This window comes from Legionella bozemanae, assembly GCF_001648595.1.
GTDB classification, from domain to species: domain Bacteria; phylum Pseudomonadota; class Gammaproteobacteria; order Legionellales; family Legionellaceae; genus Legionella; species Legionella bozemanae.
Window position 1 is genome coordinate 12,378 of record NZ_LBAW01000010.1, and the last position, 23,998, is coordinate 36,375.

Consider the following 23,998-nt stretch of genomic DNA (forward strand, 5'->3'; position numbering starts at 1 on the left):
TACCAAGGCATGTCCAATGAAACAAGTACTGAAAAATATTTTTGTGCAAAAAATTTCATATTTTGGTTAAAATCTCTTTTTTAATCTTAAAAAGATTAAAAAGAAAGTAATCGTTTCGCTTTAATACTGCCTTGTGTATTTCGTTCACCTAACCCAATAAATTGTGCTTTTTTATCATAAAGACGAACACAATCTGTTATTTCAACATCTACTCTATTTGCTACTATTCTACCTTGGCGAATTGCGACTATTTCATCGTCCGCAAGAGTCACTGACTCTAAATAGGCAACTGCTCTATCCATAGGAATTAAGCAAGCAACCCTCTCGGGCATCGACATGCTCTCTAATTCGTCTAGCGAATACATGGGCATATTTTCCAAACCAGATGTATAAACTCGATGCAACTGCGTCACATGAGCCCCTACACCTAAAGCCTCGCCAATGTCTTCAACTAAATTACGAATATAAGTTCCTTTGCTGCACGTCACAGTTAATGAAAATTGAATTCCATCAAATGCATTAAGTTGTAAATTACGAATCAGGATCTCACGTGCTGCTCTTTCAATATTGATCCCTTTTCTGGCCAAACGATAAAGAGGGACTCCATTATGTTTTAACGCGGAAAACATAGAAGGAGTCTGCTTTATATGACCTGTATGCTGCATCAATACGTGCAGTAAGTTTTCTTCGGAAATATTAAATGCTTCCGCTTGAGCAATTACCTCACCTGTTGCATCAGCAGTATTGGTTTTGATGCCTAATAAACCAGTAGTCTGATAACATTTATCTGCATCAAGCAAAAACTGACATACTTTGGTCGCTTCACCAAAGCAAAGGGGTAACATTCCAGTAGCGAGAGGATCTAGGCTGCCGGTATGACCTGCTTTTGGCGCTCCTAACAGTTTTTTTGCTTTCTGAAGAGCCGTATTTGAGGTCATTCCTTCCGATTTATTCAGCAATAAAACTCCATCTATTGCCAAAGGGTCATTCATTTTCATTATCATCGGAGGTTGGTGGATTCACTTTATCGATGAGACGGCTTAAGCGTTGTCCATATTCTATTGATTCATCATATACAAAATGAAGCTGAGGAACTGTACGCAATGTAATACTTCGCGCTAAAGCACTACGTAAATAGCTCGCAGCAGCATTTAAAATAGTTTCTGCTATTTTTTTATCATCATTAAGGACAGTAAAATATACTTTAGCATGTCCCAAATCAGCAGCAACTTTCACTGCTGATATGGTCACGAAACCTGTTAAGCGCGGATCTTTGACTTCTTTAGGTATTATTTGAGCTAGCTTCCGCTGAATCATCTCAGCGACCCGATCTGTACGTTTAAAATTATGGCCCATCTTATAAATCACGCTTAATTTCTACTGTTTCATACACTTCAATTAGGTCACCTGGTTTCACATCATTGTAATTTTTGACTCCAATACCGCACTCGAACCCTTGGCGAACCTCTACCACGTCATCCTTAAATCTTCGTAATGACTCCAAAGTTCCTTCATAGATAACTACATTGGCACGCAGCACACGAATAGGGTTATTTCGCTTAATAACCCCTTCAACGACCATACAACCCGCAATCGCACCAATTTTAGGTGATTTGAATACGTCACGAACCTCAGCAATACCAATAATTTCTTCTTTAAATTGCGGAGCAAGCATACCAGTTAATGCACCTTTAATCTGATCCACAATATCGTAAATAACACTGTAATAATGCAGCTGCACTGATTCATGTTCAGCTAATTTCTTAGCGCTGCTATCTGCTCTGACGTTAAAACCTACCAAAATCGCACTAGATGCTATAGCTAAGTGAACATCAGATTCGGTGATACCACCAACACCGCTTGAAATAACTTCAACCTTAACTTCATCGGTAGATAACTTCACTAAGGCGTCTGAAATAGCTTCAAGGGAGCCCTGAACATCTGCCTTAAGTACAACGTTAAGCACTTTGGACTCGCCAGCGGCCATATTTTCCATAATGCCTTCAATAGTTGATTTCTGACGTCTGGCAAGTTTTACATCACGGAATTTACCTTGGCGGAACAAGGCTACTTCTCTTGCTTTTTTCTCATCAGGAACAACAACTGCTTCATCTCCAGCGTGAGGAATTGCTGATAAACCAAGCACCTCAACTGGAATTGAAGGACCAGCATGATCAACCATATCCCCATTGTCACCAACAAGAGCACGTACGCGACCATATTGGAACCCGGCAAGCAAGATATCCCCTTTGTGCAACGTTCCACTTTGTACTAATACTGTTGCTACAGGACCTCTACCTTTGTCCAACCGTGATTCAATAACTACACCTTTGGCGGCACCGTCAGTAACCGCACTCAGTTCTAAAACTTCAGATTGCAACAATATTGCATCAAGCAGATCGTCAATACCCATACCTGACTTGGCAGAAATATTGATAAACATGGTATCACCACCCCATGCTTCTGGAATTACTTCATGTCCGGATAATTCATTCATGACACGGTCAGGATCAGCATCTGGTTTATCCATTTTATTAATTGCAACAATAATCGGTACCTTTGCTGCTTTCGCATGTTGAATTGCTTCTATAGTTTGGGGCTTAACTCCATCATCTGCGGCAACAATCAAAATAACAATATCAGTGACCTGTGCACCTCGAGCTCTCATTGCCGTAAATGCAGCATGGCCTGGAGTATCTAAAAAAGTAATGTTACCTTTCGGCGTACTGACGTGGTATGCACCAATATGTTGCGTAATACCGCCTGCTTCACCAATAGCAACTTTGGTTCGACGAATGTAGTCAAGTAAAGAAGTCTTACCATGGTCCACATGTCCCATAATCGTAACTACAGGTGCTCTGGATTCTGTACGGCTACCCTTAGTAATCGATTCGCCTAAACCTACTTCAATTGCATCTTCTTTAATGACTCGTGCCTTATGGCCCATTTCTTCTACTACGATAACTGCAGTTTCTTGGTCAATAACCTGGTTTATGGTTGCCATTGCTCCAAGTGACATCATCACTTTAATCACTTCAGCAGCTTTTACAGACATTCTTTTTGCCAATTCAGCAACAGTAATGGTTTCTGGTACTAAAACCTCTCTTACGACAGGCGCAGTTGGTAATGCAAAACCATGTTTTAATGATTCTTCAGCTTCTCTTAATTTGTCTGACTTCTCAACACTCTTACGCTTTTTAAATTTACTACGTCCACCGCGTCTATGTATTTCTTGCTCTTCCTCATCTCGATCATAAGTAGATTGATATTTAGGCTTTTTCTTAGCTTTTCTAAAGTCTGACGTATCCGATTCAACTCCTTGCTCTGCATGTCTCTTTTTAGATTGCTTTTCAAGCTTAGGCTCTTCTTTTCTTGGAGACTCTTCGATTTCTTCAAGTGTACTTATATTTTCAAAAACTTCTGCATTATAAGATTCCGGACGCTCTGCAGCCGCCTCATCTCCTGGCTTCTCTTCTGATTCAAGTTGTTCTTTTGTTTCAACCTTTGCTTCAACTGGTTCAGCAGTTTCAGTTTCAACAACATGCTCCTCTTTCTCAGAAACAGTTTCAGACACAGGCACAGTTTCAAGAACAACTTCAGCAGAATGTTGCTCGAGTACACGCTGATTTTCTTCCGGCATAACAGCAGGCTCTTCAATTTCAGGCTGCTCTACTACCGGGGCACGTTTTACAAATACCTTTTTCTTACGTACTTCAACATTCACAGTTTTTCCACTATGAGCATCATGGCCAACAGTAACTTGTGATAAGCTTTTCCTTCTCAAAGTAATTCTTTCCGGCGAAACATTTACGTCGCGCAGAGAAGTTTTCTTCAAATGATTAAGTAGGATCCGTTTTTGCTCTTCATTCACAGTCTGTTGGTCATCAGAAAAAGACAACCCTGCTTCCTGTAACTGGTTCAATAAGCGTTCAACCGGAATACCAACGACTTGAGCTAATTGTTTAACCGTCACATCCGCCATATTTTAATCCCCTTTCAGCAGTTCTATTCATTATTTAAGAACGAACTGCATATTTGCACTACATTAATTTATAATAAATCCATAGCCTTATAAAAACCATGGTTCTCTAGCCTTCATAATTAAAGCACCGGCCTTTTCTTCAGTCATTCCTTCAATTTCTAACAACTCATCTACAGATTGCTCAGCTAAGTCTTCCATAGAAGTAATCCCCTTCGCAGCTAGTTTATTAGCTAACTCGTTGGTCATGCCTTCCATTGAAAGTAGTGATTCGTCAGGTGAACCAGACAGCTCTTTTCCTGAAGAAAGAGCCATAGTGAGTAATTTATCGTTTGCTCTATTTCTTAATTCTTCAACAATTTCTTCGTCAAATTCTTCTATAGCAAGTAATTCTTCCTTAGGTACGTAAGCAACTTCTTCAAGTGAAGAAAAACCATGTGCTACTAATAATGTAGCAATTTCTTCATCAATTTCCAGCGCAGAAGTAAATAATTTAACAATTTTACTTGACTCTTCCAAATTTTTATTTTCAAACTCGTCCGTGGTCATAACGTTCAAGGTCCAGCCTGTTAATTGACTTGCCAAACGAACATTTTGCCCATTTCGACCAATTGCCTGGGACAATTGATCTTTTTCTACAGCTAAGTCCATGGTATGCGTGTCTTCATCAACAACAATAGAAGAAATTTCTGCTGGAGCCATCGCATTAATTACTAACTGAGCGGGGTTATCATCCCATAGAATTATATCCACTCGCTCCCCGCCAAGTTCACTGGAAACAGCCTGAACTCGTGCGCCACGCATACCAACGCAAGCACCTACAGGATCAATTCGTCCATCATTGGTTTTAACGGCAATTTTAGCTCTGTTTCCTGGATCGCGAGCTGCAGCTTTAACTTCAATAACATTCTCGCCTATTTCAGGAACTTCAATGCGGAAAAGCTCAATAAGCATTTCATTGCGTGTACGGCTTACAAACAATTGTGGTCCACGAGCTTGAGGTGTGATCTCATATAAATAGGCACGGACTCGATCATTTGGACGGAACATTTCATGCGGCAACATCTCAGTTCGTGGTAAAAATGCTTCTGCTTTACCACCTAAATCAATAATAATATTATCACGAGTTACTTTCTTAACAGTTCCATAAATCAACTGACCTAGTTTGCTTCTGAATTGATCGATGACGAGCTCACGCTCAGCTTCTCTAACTTTTTGCATAATAACTTGGCGAGCAGTTTGAGCTTCAATTCTTCCAAATTCAATTGAAGGTATTGATTCTTCTATACGATCACCTACTTTTGCAGCTGGATTACGCTCTTTTGCTTGTTCAACAGTTAATTGACGATCAGGGTGTTCTAGCTCATCCTCATTAACTACATCCCAATACCTAAAGGTTTCATATTCACCTGTACGAGGATCTAATTTAATTCTTACACCTATATCCAAACCAAAGATCTTGCGAGTTGCAGACTCCAATGCGGCCTGAATGGCAAGTATAATAACATCTTTACTTACACCTCTTTCGTTTGATAACGCCTCTGCAACCAGTAACAATTCTTTGCTCATTGTTCGCCTCTCTATACTGTCAAATTTGCTTTCACAATATTTGAAAAAAGTAACTCTTGATCTTCGTTATTTATGTTAAGTACTAAAGAATTCTCAGATGCTGAGACAATAGTACCTATTAATTTACGTTTACCGTCTACCGGTTTAAAAGTTTTTACTTGTACTTCATGCCCTATATAATGCTGATATTGCCAACTTTTAAATAAAGGCCTTGGAATGCCGGGTGATGATACTTCCAAACTGTAATTTCCAGAAATAGGATCTTCCACATCAAGCAAAGCACTAACTTGATGACTTACAGCTTCACAGTCTTCAATGCCTATCCCATCAGCCTTGTCAATATATATACGCAACAAGGAATGCCTACCTTGTGAAAGATATTCACACCCCCAAAGCTCATAGCCCATATCTGAAATCGTAGGCGCTAATAAATGTTCCAATTCATCTTGTATCATAGTATTCACAAACTAAAAAGGGCACGTATGCCTAATATAGCGCCACCCGCTAAGTTCTATTCATCGTTGCCAACTCGTTCGGTTCAATCATATACTTTTGTACACTCCTTCACCTCACTTTACTTGCGCCTTGTCTAGAACTTAGTGGATGACGCGATACAAATACAATAGGGTAACCTGAGCTTGGACAAGGACTAAACTCGGGAAGTGATTTCTTTAAAGCAATTAGTTCCGAGCATGGCCTTAGCTTTACTGGGCTACTACTATCTTTTAGTGCAGTTACAAATTATACATAATAAAAAACCCCATAAATGGGGTTCTTAATAAGTGGTAGCGGGGGCAGGATTTGAACCTACGACCTTCGGGTTATGAGCCCGACGAGCTACCAGGCTGCTCCACCCCGCGTCAACTGATGGCAAGTATACTGAGAGTCAGTACTCTTAGCAAGTACTTTCGCTTAAGATTATAAATAAATATGTATTCCGTAGTGTTAGAACACAGAATTATTTATTTTTAGCTACCAAAAGCATTAATACAAGCCACGATTAAGGCACTTGGAAAAATACCTAAATAAAGTAGCGATAAACAATTGAGAGAAAGTACTAAGAGATTTCCTTTACTCACAATTACTGAATCAGCCTGTATGGGTTTGTCAAAATACATGATTTTAACAACTCTTAAATAGTAATAGGCACCAATTACAGTAAAGAATAAACCAAGTACAGCAACCCAAGTCATTTGCGCATCAACCAGTGCTTTGAGTACAAGTAATTTAGTAAAGAAACCAACAGTAGGTGGAACACCTGCAAGCGAAAACATAATAATTAACATCAAAAATGCGAGCCAAGGGTTTCTTTTGTTAAGACCTTTTAAATCATCAATATTGTCAATTTCCATTCCTTGGGTAGACATTAAGACAACTAGGCCAAATGCAGCTGCGGAAGTTATTCCATAAACCAAAATATAATAGAGTGCTGCGGAATAACCTGCGCTGGTGGCAGCTAAAATACCAAACAGGGCATAGCCAATATGTGATATTGCTGAATAAGCAAGTAAGCGTTTAATGCTGCTTTGTACCACAGCAAATAAGTTCCCCAAGCCCGTTGAAAGCAAGGTAATTACCAGCAAAATTTGTTGCCACTGAGCACTAATATCCACCAAACCAATAGTCAACAATCTGAAGGCCATCCCTAATGCTGCGATCTTTGGCGCAGCACTAATGAATAAGGTAACTGAACTTGGAGCTCCTTGGTATACATCGGGCGCCCACATATGGAAAGGGACTGCTGCCAATTTAAACGCAACTCCAGACAGGATAAAGACCAGCGCGAAAACAAGTAACGTGTTTTGTTGTTGCCAGTTCGCAGCAATTGCGTTTGCAACTTCAAGTAAATCGAGTTTCCCTGTTGCACCATAAATTAAAGAAATACCATATAAGAGCATGGCCGAGGCAATTGAGCCCATTACAAAGTACTTTATTGCTGCTTCAGAAGCATCACCATCTGTTCTACGAATAGCAGTCATGGCATATAAAGGTAATGACAATAATTCCAAACCAAGAAAAACAGTGAGTAATGAATGTGCTGAAACAAGAATCATCATTCCTAAGGTAGAAAACATTCCCAAAATATAGTAATCACCAGAAGGCATTTGCCGTTCATCTATATAATTTTTTGAATAAATAAAGCTCAATAATACCGAAAGGTATATAAAAACCTTCATTAAATTTGCAATATCATCGCTGATAAATAGACCATTCAGTGTAATAACCTTAAACGTACCAATATAAAGGAAACTAACAATAGCAGCTAAAATCAAGCCGATACATGATATGAAATAGGCAATTGATTTACACCGCTCCCGTAGAAATAAATCAGCAAGCAACGCAATGCATGCTGCAGTTAACAGAATTATTTCCGGAAGGGCTACATGGATATTTTCAAGTAATGCTGTCATATTGATTAACCTTGATTACAATTTTGATTGACTTGCTAATGCCAGAGTATGACTTACTGTTTGATGTATGTACTCTAACATTGGCTTAGGATAAACGCCCATAGCGATAACCATCAAAGCAAGTAGGATATAAGCACTTAACTCATAGCCCGAAAGATCTTTTAATGCTGCAACTTTTTCATTTGCTACAGGACCAAAAATAACACGTTTGTACATCCAAAGATTGTATCCAGCCGCTGTAATTAGCGTAGTAGCTGCCCAAAATGTTACCCAGAACCCTGCTTTAAGTGAGCCTAGAATCACCATAAACTCACCAACAAATCCGGAAGTACCTGGTAGCCCTGCATTCGCCATACAGAAAAGCATAAAGAACGATGCAAAGATTGGCATGGTATTCACTATTCCGCCGAAATCGACTAAACGACGAGTATGCATGCGATCATATATATAGCCTACACCGGCAAAAAGAGCACTGGAGACGAAGGCATGAGAAATCATGACTACAATTGCACCTTCCAATATTAGGCCCGCAGCACTCAATCCTGTTTGTTTTGCAATTGCAAAAATGGCAAAGGAACCCAAAGTCACAAATCCCATATGTGAAATTGAAGAATATGCAATTAAACGCTTCATATCCTTTTGGATGATTGCAACCAGGGCAATATAAACAACTGCAATTAAAGACAAGGCAATCATAATACCCGCATAACGGCTACAGGCATCCGGAACTATGGGCAAGGAGAAACGGATAAATCCGTAAGCACCGAGCTTTAATAAAATTGCTGCCAATACTATTGAGCCGCCTGCTGGAGCCTCAGTATGTGCATCAGGCAACCAGGTATGCACAGGAAACATCGGTATCTTAATTGCAAAACCAAGGAAAAACGCAATAAAAATCAATGTTTGTGCAGTCATTCCCAGTTTTATGGCATAAAATGCTTCAATGTTAAATGTGCCTGCTATATAGCCCATGTATAAAAAGCTCGCCAACATAAGCACTGAGCCTAAAAAAGTATATAAGAAGAATTTAATTGCAGCATAGACGCGATTGTCAGAGCCCCAAATCCCAATGATCAAGTACATTGGGATTAGCGTAGCTTCCCAGAATACGTAGAATACAATTGCATCTAACGCTGAGAAAACACCAACCAACAATCCCTGCATAATTAAAAATGCAGCCAGGTATTGAGAAACTCTGTTAGTTATACTCTCCCACGTTGCCAGAATCACAACCAAATTCGTAAAAACAGTAAGGACAATCAAAAGTAAAGACATGCCATCAATGCCTAAGCTATAGCTAATTCCTAAAGCCGGCATCCATTGAAATTCCTCCAAATATTGCATTCCTAATACTTTAGGATCAAAACCTGCAACAAGCGGAATACAAAGTAGCAAACAAAGTATTATGGTAAACAAAGCCAAATAACGTGAAATATTCGGGTTACGATCGTCTCCAGCGAGAAGAACAAAAACACCGCCTATTATCGGCAACCAGATTAGTAAGTTGAGCAAATAATGCATACCTTCACCCTATATTCAGCCGAGTATCAACCAGCATAAAAATCCAAGCAATCCAAAAATCATTACCGCTGCATAATGATATAGATAACCACTTTGCATCGCACGACCTTTAGCTGAGAACCATCTAATAAGTCGACTGCTGCCATTTACAACCATACCATCAATCAGCTTTTGATCACCCACACTGTAAAATACAGTTCCTATACCCTTAGAACCTTTTACAAAAACTATGTTGTTAAATGCATCAAATCCATATCTATTGACGAGTATTTTATAGATAAGTGAAAAATGACGTGCCAAATAACCAGGAATCGAAGGAACAGCGATATAACAAAACCAGGCAATAAAAATCCCCGCTATAGTAATCCAAAACGTAAGTGAAAATACTGAGTGCAACATGCTTTCAAACGGTGAAGTAATTTCATGCGCAAGTTCTGCCAAAACATTATGTTGCGGAAGAACAAACAAAGAAGAACTCAAAATAGTTGGATTGTCAAAAAGCATGGGCATATACAACACATAGCCCAACATAATTGAAGGAATAGCAAGCAAAACAAGTGGTAGCCATACTACCCATGGAGACTCATGAATATGGCTTAAGGTATGCTCGTCCATTCGCGGCTTACCGTGAAACGTCATAAATAATGATCTAAATGTATACAGTGCAGTAACACCAGCACCAACTACCACACAGAAATAGGCATAACCGCTGCCTGGAATTTGTGATAATTGAGTCGCTTCAATAATAGTATCCTTTGAATAAAAACCCGCGAATGGAGGGAACGCGCAAAGAGCCAAGGAGCCAATGATGAAGGTCACATAGGTAATTGGCATTTTATTCCATAAGCCACCCATTTTTCGCATATCTTGCTCATGATGCATTCCAATAATTACTGAACCGGCGCCAAGGAACAAGAGCGCTTTAAAACAAGCATGTGTAAGCAGGTGAAACATTCCTGCACTATAAGCAGAAGCACCCATTCCAACCATCATATAACCTAATTGGGATAGTGTTGAATAAGCCACTACACGTTTAATGTCGTTCATTGCTAGCGCTAGAATTCCTGTAAAGAGTGCTCCGGTTGCACCAATAACCAGAACAACACTTAATGCTGTAGTGGAAAACTCAATTAGAGGGGAAATACGTGCAATCATAAATACCCCGGCGGTAACCATGGTTGCAGCATGAATCAGGGCAGAGATAGGTGTTGGACCTTCCATTGATTCAGGTAACCAAACATGCAATGGTACTTGTGCCGATTTACCCATGGCACCAACATATAAGGCCAAGCAAATCACGGTAACTAATGACCATGGGTGTCCGTGAAATAATTCTATATTTTGACTTGCCAGGTAGTTTACACTTTTGAAAACAGTCTCATAATCGATGCTGCCGGTATATGCAAAAACCAGGGCTATACCTATCAGAAAACCAAAATCCCCTACACGATTCACAATAAATGCTTTTAAGCTACCTTCTATGGCTGATTCTTTTTGGTACCAAAACCCGATAAGCAAATATGAAACAAGACCTACACCTTCCCAGCCGAAAAATAACTGTAAGAAATTATTGGCAGTCACTAACATCAACATCATGAAAGTAAATAGGGAAATATAACTAAAAAAGCGCTGATAACCATCGTCATCTGCCATATATCCAATACTGTAGATATGCACCAGCAAAGAGATGAAATTAACAATCAGAAGCATGATCACACTTAAGGGATCAATCAAAAAGCCTATATTAAATTCAAATGGTAGTATCAAACCGCCATCAGCCCAATGATAGACCACCGTACTTTCAGTTGAAATAGCTCCCGAGAATAGTTGCCATGCAATATACAGTGATACAGCAAAAGAAATGGTAACTCCAAAAATAGTAACCGAGTGGGCTCCAACTCGTCCGATTTGATTGCGGAAAAAACCAGCAATTATGGAACCTGCCAAGGGAGCTAAAACGATTATTAGACAAAGTTGTTGGATACTCACAATGTTAACCTTTTAAATGATTCATCTTATCAACGTTAATGTTGCCTCTATTTCTAAAAAGCAGCATCACTATGGCTAATCCTATTGCCGCTTCTGCAGCAGCAACTGTTAAAATAAAAAAGACAAAAACTTGACCACTAATTTCGTTATAATAATGGGAAAATGCTACGAAATTAGTATTTACTGCAAGTAACATTAATTCGATACATACTAGCAATAAAATGATGTTTCTACGATTCATCATTATGCCGATAAGACCAAAGCCGAATAAAATCGCTCCCAGAATCAAATAATCATTAACAGGTATCATATGGAATTCCCCAACCTTATTTTTCTGCTTTCATACTAATTAATTCAACCCGCTCATTTCTACGTGTTAGAATTTGTTGTTTTACATCCTGCCTTTTCGATTTTCTGGGACCTCTATGCACCAAAGTAATTGCAGAAATAATTGCAATTAACAACAGTGCAGCTGCAATTTCAAAAGCCAGCAAATAATCTGTATACAGAACCATACCCAAGGCTTCAGTATTTGATACGGGCTGTATTTCAGAATTGTTTTGGCTGGCATTAAGTAATTGTGTACTCACTACCTCGTTGCTTTTTGTTTCAACATTTGCCTTAAATGTGCCTGCGGGAATGGATACCATTAAGAGCCCTGTTAATAAAGCAACAAGAATTAAGCCAAAAGGTAAGTAACGTTTGTAATGACTCTTAATTATTTCAACGTCAATATTAAGCATCATCACAACAAACAGGAACAGTGTCATCACGGCGCCTACATACACCAACACTAAAATCAGTGCGAGAAACTCTGCTTGGGCAAGTATCCATAATACTGCACTCGCAAAAAAAGTAACTACAAGAGATAAAACGCTGCGAACAGGGTTGTCTTGAATAATTACCATAAACGCAGCACCTACTGCTATAGCCGCAAAAACATAAAAAATAATTTGAATTAGTAACTCATGCATACTTTACCCCGTTATCGGTATTTTTCATCAGCAGCTCTATCTGCTGCGAGTTTCGGCTCCATCAAATCACCAAGCGCAAGGAGCTTCTCTTTAGTCATAATATTTTGACCTCGTTCACTGACATGGTAGTGATGTATTGGCGTAACAACTATGGAATCTACAGGGCAAGATTCTTCACATAAACCACAATTAATGCATTTAAACACATCAATATCATATCTCGTTGTACGACGAGATCCGTCCTCGCGAGGTTCTGATTCTATGGTGATTGCCAATGCAGGACAAACTGCTTCACATAATTTGCAAGCAATGCAACGTTCTTCGCCGTTGGGATAACGGCGTAAAGCAAGTGCTCCTCTAAAACGTGGAGAAATTGGGGTTTGTTCCTCTGGAAACTGTACCGTTACTTTTTTCTTAAAAAAATATTTACCAGTTAGCTTTAAACCCTGCAATAATTCTATGAAAAGAAAACTGCGTACGTAGTATTTAATATATTGATATGCTTTTTTCATCGGCTTCTCTATTAATCATTAAAACCAAGGTTTAACATGTGTAACAACCATTAACGCAGTTACAATAATCCAAACAATGGTGACCGGAATGAGTACCTTCCAGCCTAAACGCATAAGCTGGTCATAACGATAACGAGGAAAAGTAGCTCTTATCCATAAATACACATATAGGAAAAAGCAAACTTTTACGATTAACCAAATAAATCCAGGTACAACAAAAAATATGTTCTCTAAAAATGGAATCCCTTCAAATGGCGACATCCAGCCACCCAAAAACAGGATGCTGAGGAGCACAGAGATAAGGATCATGCTCGCATATTCAGATAAGAAGAATAGTGCGAACCCTATTCCGGAATATTCCACATGGAATCCTGCAACAATTTCGGACTCCCCTTCAGCTAAATCAAAAGGGGCTCTATTTGTTTCAGCGATTCCGGCAATCCAAAAGACAAAAAACAGTGGAAGCAGGGGAATAAACCACCAATGTAAAATCCCGCCTTTTTGTGAATTAACAATATCCGTGAGATTCATGCTGCCTGCGGCCAGCAGTACACCCACTAAAGCAAAACCCATAGCAATCTCATAAGATACAGTTTGAGCAGTACTTCTTAAAGCACCAAACATTGCATATTTGGAGTTAGACGCCCATCCAGCAATTAAAACGCCATAGACACCAAGCGAGCTCATTGCAAAAATATAAAGCACCCCTGCATTAATATTTGCCAAGACCATGCCTTCCTGAAAAGGAATAACTGCCCAACCTGCCAAAGCAGGAACCAAAGCAAACAACGGTGCGGCTATAAAAAGATATTTATTAGAACGTGTAGGTATAATAATTTCTTTAGTAATTAGCTTTATTAAATCCGCAATTGGCTGGAGCAATCCACGTACACCTACACGATTGGGTCCTATTCGTGCTTGAATGTAACCAATAACCTTACGCTCTGCGTAAATTAAATATGCGACACATAGTAGCAATGGTACTACGATTACTAATATTTTAATGATGATCCAAATTAATATGCCAATATCTTGCAGCATTTTCTTACCTGCCTAGCGCTTAATAGTTATTGCAGCAAATGAATGACCCAAATCAACTGTTTCAGGCATCGCGTTTGCTACCCATACAACATCTGCCGCAATGCGTTCATCACGTTTAAGCGGCAATGTTATCTCAATATCTCCCTGAGATACAGTAGCAACATCGTCTAATTTCAATCTATCTGCTGTTGTAGGATTGATACGAATGCATGCTGATTCAGCAGCGGCGCATAATTGCAACTCTTTGACGTTTCTAACAATTGCATCACTACGATAGAGTGGCCACTCACCTACTCGAATCAATGATTGATTAATTAGAGGCAAGCTCTCAGGATAATACGGTTTATATTCTTGCTCCATTGTGATTGCAACACTATTTTTAATTTCTGACAAGATATCTTCGGTTGACAGATATTCAAAGCCATCACAATGCAATAAGTTACCGAGTACTCTCAATATTTTCCATGCAGGCCGAGATTCTCCATGAGGAGTCAAAGCACCTTTTACTGTTTGCCAGGTATTATCAATATTAATGTATGTCCCTGAGGTTTCAGCATAGGGCGCCATGGGTAAAATAACATCTGCATAATCGTGCATTGACTCATGATTATAAGCAGACATCAGTACAACAAATTCCGCACCCAGCATGGATTGCCTTGCACCATAAGGATTTGCAAAATCAAAGCCTGGTTCTACACCCATTAAAAAATAAGCTTTAAGTTTCGCGTTTAGTGCTGCCTGTACATCCATACCTGGAGTAGAGTCTGTCTTGCCGGCAGTGGTTCGGTGAGGGACCATACCTGCCATCCAAGCACCTGCTGTGTTTGCACCCTGGGTGAGCCTTAAAACTTTAGCACCACTTAATTTCTCGATATGGAAAACTAAGGTACGCAATAAAGCGGCTTCGGGGTGATTTTCACAAAGAGCACCAGTAATTAAGCAGGCTTTTTCCTCTTTCAATGCCTTGGCAACTCGTTGAATTGCTTTATCTGACTCAAGGCCTATCACTAATTTTTGCACTTCTGTAGGTAAATTCTTTATATCGCCAGCAAGTGCTAGAGCAATCTTGGCAAGTTGCATTGGTATTTCTAAAGGCGAAATAATGAATCGGTCATTAAGGTCGAAGCGATATTCAAAATCCACTGGATTTATAGCGTAAATTTTAGCGCCATTACGAGCAGCTTTACGTACTCTTACACCAGCCAGAGGAACCTCACGATCAATATTGCATCCAACAAGCACTATTGTATTTTGTAATTCAACTTCCGCATAAGGTAATGAACTTTTTGGTGTAGTCGCCTGATGATCCTGATCCTTAAAATCTACTTGCTGCAATCTGTGATCGAGATTATGAACACCGATGTCACGCATTAATTTTTGCAACAAATACATTTCTTCCAATGTAGAAGAACTTGAAGAAAAAGCCGCCACTTGCTCGGTGCCATTTTGTTTTATGACACGAGCCAATCCTTCTGCAGTAAATTTTAGAGCAGTTTCCCAATCAACAACTTCCCATTGCCCATTACGTTTAATCTGGGGTTGATTGGCTCTTAATGGGCTATTTAATCCCAAATAACTAAATCGATCTCTGTCAGCAAGCCAGGTTTCATTAATTGCCTCATTTTCCTTAGGAACAATACGCATTAACTTGTTGCGACGTGTATGCAGGTAAATATTTGAACCGAGGCAATCATGTGGTGCTACCCCTTCATGCTGGGTGAGCTCCCAAGCTCTTGCTGTAAAACGAAAAGGTTTTGAAGTTAACGCACCAACAGGGCATAAATCAATAATATTACCAGAAACTTCCGACTTCATGCTGTGCTGAACATAGGTTCCAATTTGCATGTGCTCACCACGGCCTGTTGCACCCAACTCCCTTAATCCTGCAATTTCCTCACCAAAACGAACGCAGCGAGTACAATGGATACAGCGGGTCATTTCAGTTGAAATCAACGTACCTAAGTTGTCATCATCTACTGAGCGTTTGGTTTCTCTGTATTGAGACTCATCCGCACCATACCCCATCGATATGTCTTGCAGCTCACACTCTCCGCCTTGGTCGCAAATTGGACAATCCAATGGGTGGTTAATAAGAAGAAATTCCATGACTACTTTTTGAGAATGCAATGCTTCTTTCGATTTGGTAAATACCTTCATCCCATCGGTAATTGGAGTCGCACATGCAGGAACTGGCTTGCGGCCATTTTCTACTTCAACTAAACACATGCGACAATTTGCAGCCACAGATAATTTTTTATGATAACAAAAACGTGGGATATGAATACCCGCCTCATCGGCAACTTCGATGATCATTTTCCCGTTTTCTGCTTCAAATGTTTTACCGTCGATTTCAATAGTAGTAGTCATGGTTAAACCTTTTTAATTATGCTGCGACGATCGAGCGTTTATGCTTAACGAAATATTCAAATTCATCGCGGAAATGCTTAACAAAACTTTGTACAGGCCAAGCTGCTGCCTCACCGAGTGCACAAATAGTGCGTCCTTCGATATTATTCGCAACATTGACTAGTTTTTCCACATCCCCAGGTTCACCATGGCCTTCTTTAATACGGTGTAACAAGCGGACTAACCAGCCTGTACCTTCGCGGCATGGAGTACATTGGCCACAAGACTCATCCATATAAAATTCAGAAATACGGTATAATGCATCAACCATACAGGTTGTTTCATCCATAATAATTACCGCACCAGAACCTAATCCTGAACCTGCTTTTTGGATGCTGTCATAATCCATATCAAGCTCCATCATGACGTCACCAGGTAATACACGCATGGACGTACCGCCAGGGATTACTGCTTTAATTTTTCGGTCTTTAATCACTCCACCAGCTAACTCAAGAAGTGTCTTAAATGGGGTTCCCAAAGGAATTTCGTAATTTCCAGGTTTATTGACATGACCGCTCACACTAAAGCATTTGGTTCCCCCATTATTGGGCTTGCCAATTTTTAAGAACCATTCGCCGCCTTTCTCCATAATGACCGGAACAGAAGCAAAAGTTTCTGTATTATTTATGGTTGTAGGTTTGCCATATAGACCATAGTTAGCAGGAAATGGAGGTTTAAACCTCGGCTGACCTTTTTTCCCTTCTAAGGAATTAAGCAATGCAGTTTCTTCTCCACAAATATAAGCGCCGGCACCCAAATGATTATACAAATCAAAATCAATACCGGAACCTAAAATATTTTTACCAAGCAAACCAGCTGCATAAGCTTCTTTCAGCGCAGCCTCCGTACGTTCATAAGGTAACCAAAATTCACCACGAATGTAGTTATATCCCACAGTGGAGCCCATGGTATATCCGGCAATCGCCATTCCTTCAATAAGTTGATGTGGATTTAATGTAAGAATTTCACGGTCCTTACATGTACCTGGTTCACCTTCGTCAGAATTACATACTACATACTTCTGTACCGGACTATTACGGTTCATAAAACTCCATTTTAATCCAGTTGGGAATCCTGCTCCCCCCCTACCTCGCAAGGCAGATGTTTTTAACTCATCAATAATTGACTGTGGAGAAGTTTGTTCTTTTAGTATTTTTCTCCATGCACTGTACCCACCAACACTTTCATAAGCGGATAGCGTCCAAGGCTCTGGTAGATGAAATGTTCGATAACAAACTTGATTTAATTCAACCACGGTAACCACCTCTATCTTTTATTGGTATTCTTCCAACACTTTATCTATAGATTCAGGAGTCAGATTTTCATGATAATCCTTGTCCACCTGCATCATTGGTGCGTTAACACAGGCCCCTAAACATTCAACAGATCTTAAAGTAAAACGCCCATCATCTGTGGTTTCGCCTAATTTTATGCCCAATTTTTTTTCCAAATAGCTAACAATTGCAGCGGAATCACGCAGCATGCACGAGATATTGGTACATATATTTATCGAATGCCTGCCAACCTGTTCGTGTTCGTACATAGTGTAAAAACTAGCCACCTCATATACCGCAATAGAAGGCATGTCAAGATAGTCAGCTACAGCATCCATTAATTCCGTCGTTAGATGACCATGCTCTTCCTGGACAATGCGCAGAGCACTCATTACAGCTGATTGCTTTTGCTCTTTTGGATATTTTGCTATCCAGTGATCAATGTCCTTTATTCTTGGAGCGGACACCAATTGATGTAATATTTTTGCTGAATTATCAGACATTTCTAAACCTTTATTAATTTAAATTGCAATTTTCTGGAATGTCATTTTAATAATTGTAAAGACTGACATGTCACAAATTAACGATCAATTTCACCAAATACTATATCCTGACTCGCTAAAATAGCGACCCCATCAGCGATCATATGCCCTCGAGTCATTGCATCGTAGCTGGACAGATGGGCAAATCCAGGAGCACGAATTTTGAGTCTATAAGGTTTATTGGCGCCATCTGAAACCATATAAATACCAAATTCACCCTTTGGTGCCTCAACCGCACTATAGACCTCCCCGCGCGGCACACAAAAACCTTCCGTGAACAGTTTAAAGTGGTGGATTAATGGCTCCATATCTTCTTTCATTACTACACGACGTGGCGGTGTAATTTTGTAATCATGGAGGCGAACAGGACCAGGATTCGCTCTGAGCCATTCGATACATTGTCTAATAATGCGATTTGATTGCCTTAATTCTTCAACACGCACTAAATAGCGGTCATAACAATCTCCAGTTTTACCTACTGGAATATCGAAATCCACGCGGTCATATGCTGCATAACTTTGTTTTTTACGTAAGTCCCATGCAATACCAGAACCACGAAGCATTGGTCCTGTAAATCCCCATTGCAACGCCTCTTCTGGTGAAACAATACCAATATCTACAGTACGCTGTTTCCAAATTCGGTTATCGGTTAATAAAGTTTCATATTCATCGACACAGCGAGTGAACCGTTCAGTAAATGCCCAGAGAAAATCCAGCAAGCTACCGCTTCGATCTTCATTAAGTTTTTCAACTTCACGCTCACTATGCCATCTCGATGCTTTATACTTAGGCATGGTATCAGGTAAGTCGCGGGCGACCCCCCCTGGTCTATAATAGGTAGCATGCATTCGTGCTCCTGATACTGCTTCATAGCAATCAAATAAATCCTCACGCTCTCTAAAGCAATATAAAAATACAGTCATCGCACCGATATCCAGTGCTATAGCACCTAGCCATAATAAATGATTCAAAATGCGAGTTACTTCATCAAACATGGTACGAATGTATTGAGCTCGAATTGGAGCTTCTATGCCTAAAAGTTTTTCTATTGCGCGCACATATGCATGCTCATTACACATCATGGACACGTAATCGAGTCTGTCCATATAGCCGATAGATTGAATATAAGGTTTTGTTTCTGCTAGTTTTTCTGTAGCACGATGCAACAATCCTATATGGGGGTCTGCGCGAACTATGGTTTCACCTTCAAGCTCAAGAACCAAACGCAAAACACCATGCGCGGCAGGGTGTTGTGGACCAAAGTTCAATGTATAATTCTTTAATTCAATCATTATTCGCCCCTTTCATCACCAATATACCGGTTATCATTACGAATAACCTTGGGCACTAAAACTCTGGGCTCAATATCTACTGGAGCGTATATGACTTTTTCGAATTTTGCATCATAGCGCATTTCAACATGACCACTGAGCGGGAAATCTTTACGGAATGGATGTCCAATAAATCCATAATCTGTCAAAATACGTCTTAAATCAGGGTGTCCTTCAAATAAAATGCCATATAAATCATAGGCTTCGCGCTCAAACCAATTGGCGCCTTTCCATAAATGATGTACTGACGGAACAATTAAATGAGACTCATCAACGAATACCTTAACACGTAATCGGTGATTCATTTTCGTTGAAAGCAAATGATATACTACAGCAAAACGTGGCTTATTCAGAGCATACGCTTTAAATTCTTGACGCTCTACGCCTCGAGAAAATCCACTTTCAGTCGCTGAATCAGTTTCCCAATCATATTCACCATAAAGCAAATAATCTACGGCGCAAAGATCAATAAGCTGGTCAAAACAAAATACTTCTAGATCGCGCAGCTCCAGCATTATTGCTTTTAAATTTGATGCATCACACTCAATGGTTATCTCATCATACGCGACAGCAAGATCATTAATTTGTGTCGCCAGTTCCGTTTTGAGTTGTTCAACCAAATAATCATTTTTTGTCATCTATTTTGCACCTTTGATGAGCTTAAGCTTCTAAGATTTTTTTATGCCTGATTTTGTTCTGCAATTGAATGATGCCATACAACAGTGCTTCAGCAGTTGGAGGACAACCTGGCACATATATATCGACAGGAACAATACGATCACACCCTCGAACGACAGAGTAAGAGTAATGATAATAGCCACCGCCATTTGCACAAGAGCCCATGGAAATAACCCATCGTGGTTCAGGCATTTGATCGTACACTTTGCGCAAAGCAGGAGCCATTTTATTGCACAAAGTACCAGCCACTATCATTACATCCGATTGCCGTGGACTGGGGCGAAAAATAATTCCAAACCGATCTAAGTCATAGCGTGCTGCACCTACGTGCATCATTTCTACTGCACAACATGCCAATCCAAAAGTCATAGGCCACATAGAACCACTACGTGCCCATCCGAGAAGTTTTTCGACTGAAGTCGTTACAAAGCCACTTTTTTGCAATTCTGCAACCGCCATAGCTAGCCTCTAAGCAGTTAAAATATTAATAAAAAAATACCACCCCTGATTGATTCCTTCTTTATGAAGTTACGATCAGAAGTGAATTTAGGCCTGTTTGCAATTCCTTTAATTAAGTCGCAAGGTGTGGATTTTCGAGCACTGAAGCGCAGCATCCGTAAAGATAGGTGCATCTCGGGGCTCAGAAAATTGAAGCCTTGCAGTCAAGACAGTAGAATTGCAAACAAGCTCTTTTGCACACTCTTAGATTATTCCCAATCTAGCGCGCCTCGTTTCCATTCATAAATAAAGCCAATCACTAATAATCCTAAAAATAACATCATTCCAGCAAAACCAAACCAACCAATTTTGCGTAAAGCTAAAGCCCATGGAAAGAAAAATGCGGTTTCTAAATCAAAAATAATAAATAATATTGCAACCAGATAAAAACGAACATCAAATGGAATATGGGAGCTCTCAAAGGCACCAAATCCACATTCGTAGGGAGCGTTCTTGGCGCTATCAGGGTTGTGCTTTGAAAGAAGAGAACCTGCCCCTAACATTGCTAAGCCCAATGCCACTCCGATAATTATGAAAATAAGAACAGGTAAATATTGAGATAGCATTTTTTCACCTTGTACGGATTAAAATGGTGCCGAAGGCCGGACTCGAACCGGCACGGCTTTCGCCACCGCCCCCTCAAGACGGCGTGTCTACCAATTCCACCACTTCGGCAATTCTTTATTATTAATAATTATTCATTCCAAATCTTCTCTCTATTTAAGTGCAGAGAAAGATATTTTATTTATTTTTCTTACCGTTATCTACTGGTACTGGAACTGAATTCGCAGGTACACTAGTTTGTTGAGGAATTATTTGCTGATCCGCTTTTTGATATTGAACAGACACCAAATAGGATAACAATAAACTGGTGATAAAAAAGGTCAACGCCAAACCACCGGTTAATTTAAATAAAAACCCACCTGTACCCTGGCTTCCAAAGAAAGTATTGGAAGCTCCTGAGCCAAATGCTGCACCAATATCAGCACCTTTACCATGTTGGATAAGGACCAAGCCTATTAAGACTACAGCAACAATTACATGAATCATTAATATCAATTGATACATTTCACAATTTCCACAAACTGTTTCGCGTTCAACGACGCACCGCCAACCAAGCCACCATCTACGTCGGGCATAGAAAATAACGCCCTGGCATTATTTTCGTTTACACTCCCTCCGTAAAGAAGTGACAAACGCTCAGCATCGCTATGATTTATCTCAGCAACCAGCTTTCTAATGAACTGATGTACTTCCTGTGCCTGTTCTGGTGATGCAGTTTTTCCTGTACCTATTGCCCAAACGGGTTCGTAAGCTATAACACAATCACTAAAGCAACTTTTATCGTGTCCACTTACCGCAAGCAATTGCTTAGCAATTACTTGCTCTGTTTGACCCTTTTCACGTTCAGCCAAGGTTTCACCGACACAAAGAATCGGTATCATACCATGTTCTTTCACATGGTGGAATTTTTGCGCTACAAAATTTTCATCTTCGTGAAAACAATGTCTTCTCTCAGAGTGCCCTACCAAAATATAGCGACAGTTAAAATCTTTTAACATAGGTGCCGAGATCTCACCAGTGTAAGCACCAAAATCCTTTGGGTACACATTTTGGGCACCTAAATCAATTGCACACTCAACAAGAATATCTCTTACTTGCGGAATATAAATTGCAGGAGGCATTACGATTACTTGCACATTGTTCATAGAATAAAGTAATTCTTTAAGCTCATTACTTAATTGAATTACCTGCTGCAGCTGCCCATTCATTTTCCAGTTGCCAGCAACTATTTTGTGTCTCATCAGGATGCCCCTTTATTTTCAACTGCGGACTATACCCAAACTAAATGCTGATGTGTAGTCCTATTGCGATTTTTTTATCAAAAGGTTCAATAGATAAGTCTGATTTATCACTGAATGTTTAAATTTCTTTCAATCTGACTTATATCATCACATAGCTTTTGCGCATGTTGTTTGACTATAGACTCATCCATACCCTCTACCATAACACGTAATAAAGGTTCAGTCCCTGAAGGTCTGAGTAACACTCTTCCTTCTCCATTTAGACTTGATTCTAAAGCCCTCACTACGTCGATTACTTGTGAATGTTCTGCAAGTAAGGTAGCGTAATTGGTTTTTAAATTCACTAAGCTTTGTGGTAACAGATTGATACCCTCAATTAATTGCTGTAGCGTTTTACCTTGCTTCACCATAATTGATAATACTTGTAAGGCAGCAACTATCCCATCTCCTGTTGTAGTTTTATCCAAGCAGACGATATGTCCCGAAGTTTCACCACCTATTTTCCAATCTTTTTCCCGTAAGGCCTCTAAAACATATCGATCGCCTACTCGTGTTCGGACAAAGGGAATACCTAAACTCTTAATAGCGATTTCCAAGCCATAATTGCTCATCTGGGTCCCAACTACCCCACCATTTAGTACACCTCGCTGATGCCTATCTTTAGCAATAATATAAAGGATTTGATCCCCATCAATTAAACGACCATCCGAATCAATGAGTATGACGCGATCGCCATCACCATCCAAGCCAACACCAATGTCTGCACCAGTACTCATGACCTTTTGTCTTAGTAATTCAGGAGAGGTTGAACCGCAATCTTCATTAATATTAAAACCATCAGGACGATTACCAATGGAAATAACTTGAGCGCCAAGCTCAGAAAATACATTGGGGGCAATATGGTAGGTCGCACCATTTGCACAATCAACTACAATTTTTAGGCCAGACAAACGTGTTAATGACGGAATAGTGGATTTACAAAACTCTATATATCGCCCGCTTGCATCGTTAATCCGTGTTGCTTTCCCTAAGTTCTGCGAAGGCACTGTTTGCATTTTCTTTTCCAACTCCGCTTCAATTGCTAGTTCAACGCTATCCGGTAATTTACCGCCATCAGAGGAAAAAAACTTGATCCCGTTATCTTCAAACAGATTATGGGATGCGCTGATGACAATACCTGCATTGGCTCTTAGCGTTTGCGTTAGGTAGGCTATAGCGGGTGTTGGCATCGGTCCAAGTAAAGCCACGTCAACACCGGCAGCAGATAGCCCTGCTTCAAGAGCAGATTCCAACATATAACCGGATACTCTTGTATCTTTTCCAATCACTACTTTTTTGCGTTGACCATTAGCAAGCACTCGACCAACCGCCCAACCCAGTTTCAATACAAACTCAGGATTAATATTTGATAAACCCACGTGTCCGCGTATACCATCCGTACCAAAATATTTACGTTGACTCATCCTTA

21 protein-coding genes, 2 tRNA genes and 2 pseudogenes are annotated in these 23,998 nt (G+C 39.9%); all 25 read right to left on the minus strand.

Annotation, left to right across the window (positions count from 1 at the left end; all coding sequences use genetic code 11):
• Nucleotides 1-95: 95 nt before the first annotated feature.
• The 25 genes and pseudogenes from truB to glmM all read right to left on the minus strand — a co-directional run bounded on the left by truB (nt 96) and on the right by glmM (nt 23,993).
• Entirely contained in the window at nt 96-998 is a 903-nt protein-coding gene (gene truB / locus A8O27_RS08915) for a tRNA pseudouridine(55) synthase TruB (RefSeq protein WP_058458983.1), read from the minus strand.
• Nucleotides 985-1,356, minus strand: a complete 372-nt coding sequence (gene rbfA / locus A8O27_RS08920; RefSeq protein WP_058458982.1) for a 30S ribosome-binding factor RbfA — start codon at nt 1,354-1,356, stop codon at nt 985-987. The genes truB and rbfA overlap by 14 nt, the downstream gene beginning before the upstream one ends.
• A gap of 1 nt (nt 1,357) precedes the next feature.
• Nucleotides 1,358-3,373, minus strand: a pseudogene (gene infB / locus A8O27_RS08925) (translation initiation factor IF-2); the annotation flags it as partial.
• A 260-nt stretch (nt 3,374-3,633) separates the two neighbouring features.
• A pseudogene (locus A8O27_RS19500) lies at nt 3,634-3,982 on the minus strand (translation initiation factor IF-2 associated domain-containing protein); the annotation flags it as partial.
• Between the two features lie 87 nt (nt 3,983-4,069).
• Nucleotides 4,070-5,548: a transcription termination factor NusA gene (gene nusA / locus A8O27_RS08930; protein WP_058458980.1), complete on the minus strand. Its 1,479-nt coding sequence runs from the start codon at nt 5,546-5,548 to the stop codon at nt 4,070-4,072.
• An 11-nt stretch (nt 5,549-5,559) separates the two neighbouring features.
• Complete coding sequence (gene rimP / locus A8O27_RS08935; RefSeq protein ID WP_058458979.1) at nt 5,560-6,003, minus strand: ribosome maturation factor RimP; 444 nt, start codon at nt 6,001-6,003, stop codon at nt 5,560-5,562.
• A gap of 328 nt (nt 6,004-6,331) precedes the next feature.
• Nucleotides 6,332-6,408: transfer RNA gene (locus tag A8O27_RS08940), tRNA-Met, on the minus strand.
• 108 nt (nt 6,409-6,516) lie between these two features.
• Nucleotides 6,517-7,959 (minus strand): NADH-quinone oxidoreductase subunit NuoN, encoded by a 1,443-nt coding sequence (gene nuoN / locus A8O27_RS08945; RefSeq protein WP_058458978.1) that lies wholly within the window; start codon nt 7,957-7,959, stop codon nt 6,517-6,519.
• A 15-nt stretch (nt 7,960-7,974) separates the two neighbouring features.
• Complete coding sequence (locus A8O27_RS08950) at nt 7,975-9,480, minus strand: complex I subunit 4 family protein (RefSeq protein ID WP_058458977.1); 1,506 nt, start codon at nt 9,478-9,480, stop codon at nt 7,975-7,977.
• A gap of 15 nt (nt 9,481-9,495) precedes the next feature.
• Nucleotides 9,496-11,469: an NADH-quinone oxidoreductase subunit L gene (nuoL, locus tag A8O27_RS08955; RefSeq protein ID WP_058458976.1), complete on the minus strand. Its 1,974-nt coding sequence runs from the start codon at nt 11,467-11,469 to the stop codon at nt 9,496-9,498.
• Nucleotides 11,470-11,473: 4 nt separating this feature from the next.
• Nucleotides 11,474-11,779, minus strand: a complete 306-nt coding sequence (nuoK, locus tag A8O27_RS08960; protein WP_058458975.1) for an NADH-quinone oxidoreductase subunit NuoK — start codon at nt 11,777-11,779, stop codon at nt 11,474-11,476.
• A gap of 16 nt (nt 11,780-11,795) precedes the next feature.
• Entirely contained in the window at nt 11,796-12,443 is a 648-nt protein-coding gene (locus tag A8O27_RS08965) for an NADH-quinone oxidoreductase subunit J (protein ID WP_058458974.1), read from the minus strand.
• 11 nt (nt 12,444-12,454) lie between these two features.
• On the minus strand, nt 12,455-12,955 hold the full coding sequence (gene nuoI / locus A8O27_RS08970) for an NADH-quinone oxidoreductase subunit NuoI (RefSeq protein WP_058458973.1): 501 nt from the start codon (nt 12,953-12,955) through the stop codon (nt 12,455-12,457).
• A gap of 18 nt (nt 12,956-12,973) precedes the next feature.
• Nucleotides 12,974-13,996, minus strand: a complete 1,023-nt coding sequence (nuoH, locus tag A8O27_RS08975; RefSeq protein WP_058458972.1) for an NADH-quinone oxidoreductase subunit NuoH — start codon at nt 13,994-13,996, stop codon at nt 12,974-12,976.
• A 12-nt stretch (nt 13,997-14,008) separates the two neighbouring features.
• Nucleotides 14,009-16,363 carry an NADH-quinone oxidoreductase subunit NuoG gene (gene nuoG, locus A8O27_RS08980; RefSeq protein ID WP_058458971.1) on the minus strand — a complete coding sequence of 785 codons (2,355 nt, stop codon included), beginning with the start codon at nt 16,361-16,363 and terminating at the stop codon, nt 14,009-14,011.
• Nucleotides 16,364-16,379: 16 nt separating this feature from the next.
• Complete coding sequence (nuoF, locus tag A8O27_RS08985; protein ID WP_058458970.1) at nt 16,380-17,657, minus strand: NADH-quinone oxidoreductase subunit NuoF; 1,278 nt, start codon at nt 17,655-17,657, stop codon at nt 16,380-16,382.
• 18 nt (nt 17,658-17,675) lie between these two features.
• On the minus strand, nt 17,676-18,179 hold the full coding sequence (nuoE, locus tag A8O27_RS08990) for an NADH-quinone oxidoreductase subunit NuoE (RefSeq protein WP_058458969.1): 504 nt from the start codon (nt 18,177-18,179) through the stop codon (nt 17,676-17,678).
• Nucleotides 18,180-18,256: 77 nt separating this feature from the next.
• On the minus strand, nt 18,257-19,510 hold the full coding sequence (locus A8O27_RS08995; RefSeq protein ID WP_058458968.1) for an NADH-quinone oxidoreductase subunit D: 1,254 nt from the start codon (nt 19,508-19,510) through the stop codon (nt 18,257-18,259).
• Entirely contained in the window at nt 19,510-20,187 is a 678-nt protein-coding gene (locus A8O27_RS09000) for an NADH-quinone oxidoreductase subunit C (protein WP_058458967.1), read from the minus strand. Before A8O27_RS09000 ends, A8O27_RS08995 begins: the two co-directional genes overlap by 1 nt.
• 22 nt (nt 20,188-20,209) lie before the next feature.
• Nucleotides 20,210-20,686 (minus strand): NuoB/complex I 20 kDa subunit family protein, encoded by a 477-nt coding sequence (locus A8O27_RS09005; RefSeq protein ID WP_058458966.1) that lies wholly within the window; start codon nt 20,684-20,686, stop codon nt 20,210-20,212.
• A gap of 248 nt (nt 20,687-20,934) precedes the next feature.
• Entirely contained in the window at nt 20,935-21,291 is a 357-nt protein-coding gene (locus tag A8O27_RS09010; RefSeq protein ID WP_058458965.1) for an NADH-quinone oxidoreductase subunit A, read from the minus strand.
• 24 nt (nt 21,292-21,315) lie between these two features.
• A tRNA-Leu gene (locus A8O27_RS09015) sits at nt 21,316-21,400 on the minus strand.
• A 66-nt stretch (nt 21,401-21,466) separates the two neighbouring features.
• The gene (gene secG, locus A8O27_RS09020) at nt 21,467-21,793 is read right to left on the minus strand and encodes a preprotein translocase subunit SecG (RefSeq protein WP_058458964.1); all 327 of its coding nucleotides are present in this window, start codon (nt 21,791-21,793) and stop codon (nt 21,467-21,469) included.
• Nucleotides 21,781-22,530: a triose-phosphate isomerase gene (tpiA, locus tag A8O27_RS09025; RefSeq protein WP_058458963.1), complete on the minus strand. Its 750-nt coding sequence runs from the start codon at nt 22,528-22,530 to the stop codon at nt 21,781-21,783. Before tpiA ends, secG begins: the two co-directional genes overlap by 13 nt.
• A gap of 107 nt (nt 22,531-22,637) precedes the next feature.
• Nucleotides 22,638-23,993: a phosphoglucosamine mutase gene (gene glmM / locus A8O27_RS09030; RefSeq protein WP_058458962.1), complete on the minus strand. Its 1,356-nt coding sequence runs from the start codon at nt 23,991-23,993 to the stop codon at nt 22,638-22,640.
• Between the last annotated feature and the right edge of the window lie 5 nt (nt 23,994-23,998).

What these genes read in the sequence shown, in the direction of transcription:
- nusA (WP_058458980.1), bottom strand. Translation starts at nt 5,548, where the DNA reads ATGAGCAAAGAATTGTTACTGGTTGCAGAGGCGTTATCAAACGAAAGA.
- nuoN (WP_058458978.1), bottom strand. Translation starts at nt 7,959, where the DNA reads ATGACAGCATTACTTGAAAATATCCATGTAGCCCTTCCGGAAATAATT.
- nuoE (WP_058458969.1), bottom strand. Translation starts at nt 18,179, where the DNA reads ATGTCTGATAATTCAGCAAAAATATTACATCAATTGGTGTCCGCTCCA.
- A8O27_RS09010 (WP_058458965.1), bottom strand. Translation starts at nt 21,291, where the DNA reads ATGCTATCTCAATATTTACCTGTTCTTATTTTCATAATTATCGGAGTG.
- A8O27_RS09000 (WP_058458967.1), bottom strand. Translation starts at nt 20,187, where the DNA reads ATGACAAAAAATGATTATTTGGTTGAACAACTCAAAACGGAACTGGCG.
- glmM (WP_058458962.1), bottom strand. Translation starts at nt 23,993, where the DNA reads ATGAGTCAACGTAAATATTTTGGTACGGATGGTATACGCGGACACGTG.
- nuoI (WP_058458973.1), bottom strand. Translation starts at nt 12,955, where the DNA reads ATGAAAAAAGCATATCAATATATTAAATACTACGTACGCAGTTTTCTT.
- nuoK (WP_058458975.1), bottom strand. Translation starts at nt 11,779, where the DNA reads ATGATACCTGTTAATGATTATTTGATTCTGGGAGCGATTTTATTCGGC.
- A8O27_RS09005 (WP_058458966.1), bottom strand. Translation starts at nt 20,686, where the DNA reads ATGGCGGTTGCAGAATTGCAAAAAAGTGGCTTTGTAACGACTTCAGTC.
- A8O27_RS08965 (WP_058458974.1), bottom strand. Translation starts at nt 12,443, where the DNA reads ATGCATGAGTTACTAATTCAAATTATTTTTTATGTTTTTGCGGCTATA.
- rimP (WP_058458979.1), bottom strand. Translation starts at nt 6,003, where the DNA reads ATGATACAAGATGAATTGGAACATTTATTAGCGCCTACGATTTCAGAT.
- nuoH (WP_058458972.1), bottom strand. Translation starts at nt 13,996, where the DNA reads ATGCTGCAAGATATTGGCATATTAATTTGGATCATCATTAAAATATTA.
- A8O27_RS08995 (WP_058458968.1), bottom strand. Translation starts at nt 19,510, where the DNA reads ATGATTGAATTAAAGAATTATACATTGAACTTTGGTCCACAACACCCT.
- nuoG (WP_058458971.1), bottom strand. Translation starts at nt 16,363, where the DNA reads ATGACTACTACTATTGAAATCGACGGTAAAACATTTGAAGCAGAAAAC.
- truB (WP_058458983.1), bottom strand. Translation starts at nt 998, where the DNA reads ATGAAAATGAATGACCCTTTGGCAATAGATGGAGTTTTATTGCTGAAT.
- secG (WP_058458964.1), bottom strand. Translation starts at nt 21,793, where the DNA reads ATGTATCAATTGATATTAATGATTCATGTAATTGTTGCTGTAGTCTTA.
- A8O27_RS08950 (WP_058458977.1), bottom strand. Translation starts at nt 9,480, where the DNA reads ATGCATTATTTGCTCAACTTACTAATCTGGTTGCCGATAATAGGCGGT.
- tpiA (WP_058458963.1), bottom strand. Translation starts at nt 22,530, where the DNA reads ATGAGACACAAAATAGTTGCTGGCAACTGGAAAATGAATGGGCAGCTG.
- rbfA (WP_058458982.1), bottom strand. Translation starts at nt 1,356, where the DNA reads ATGGGCCATAATTTTAAACGTACAGATCGGGTCGCTGAGATGATTCAG.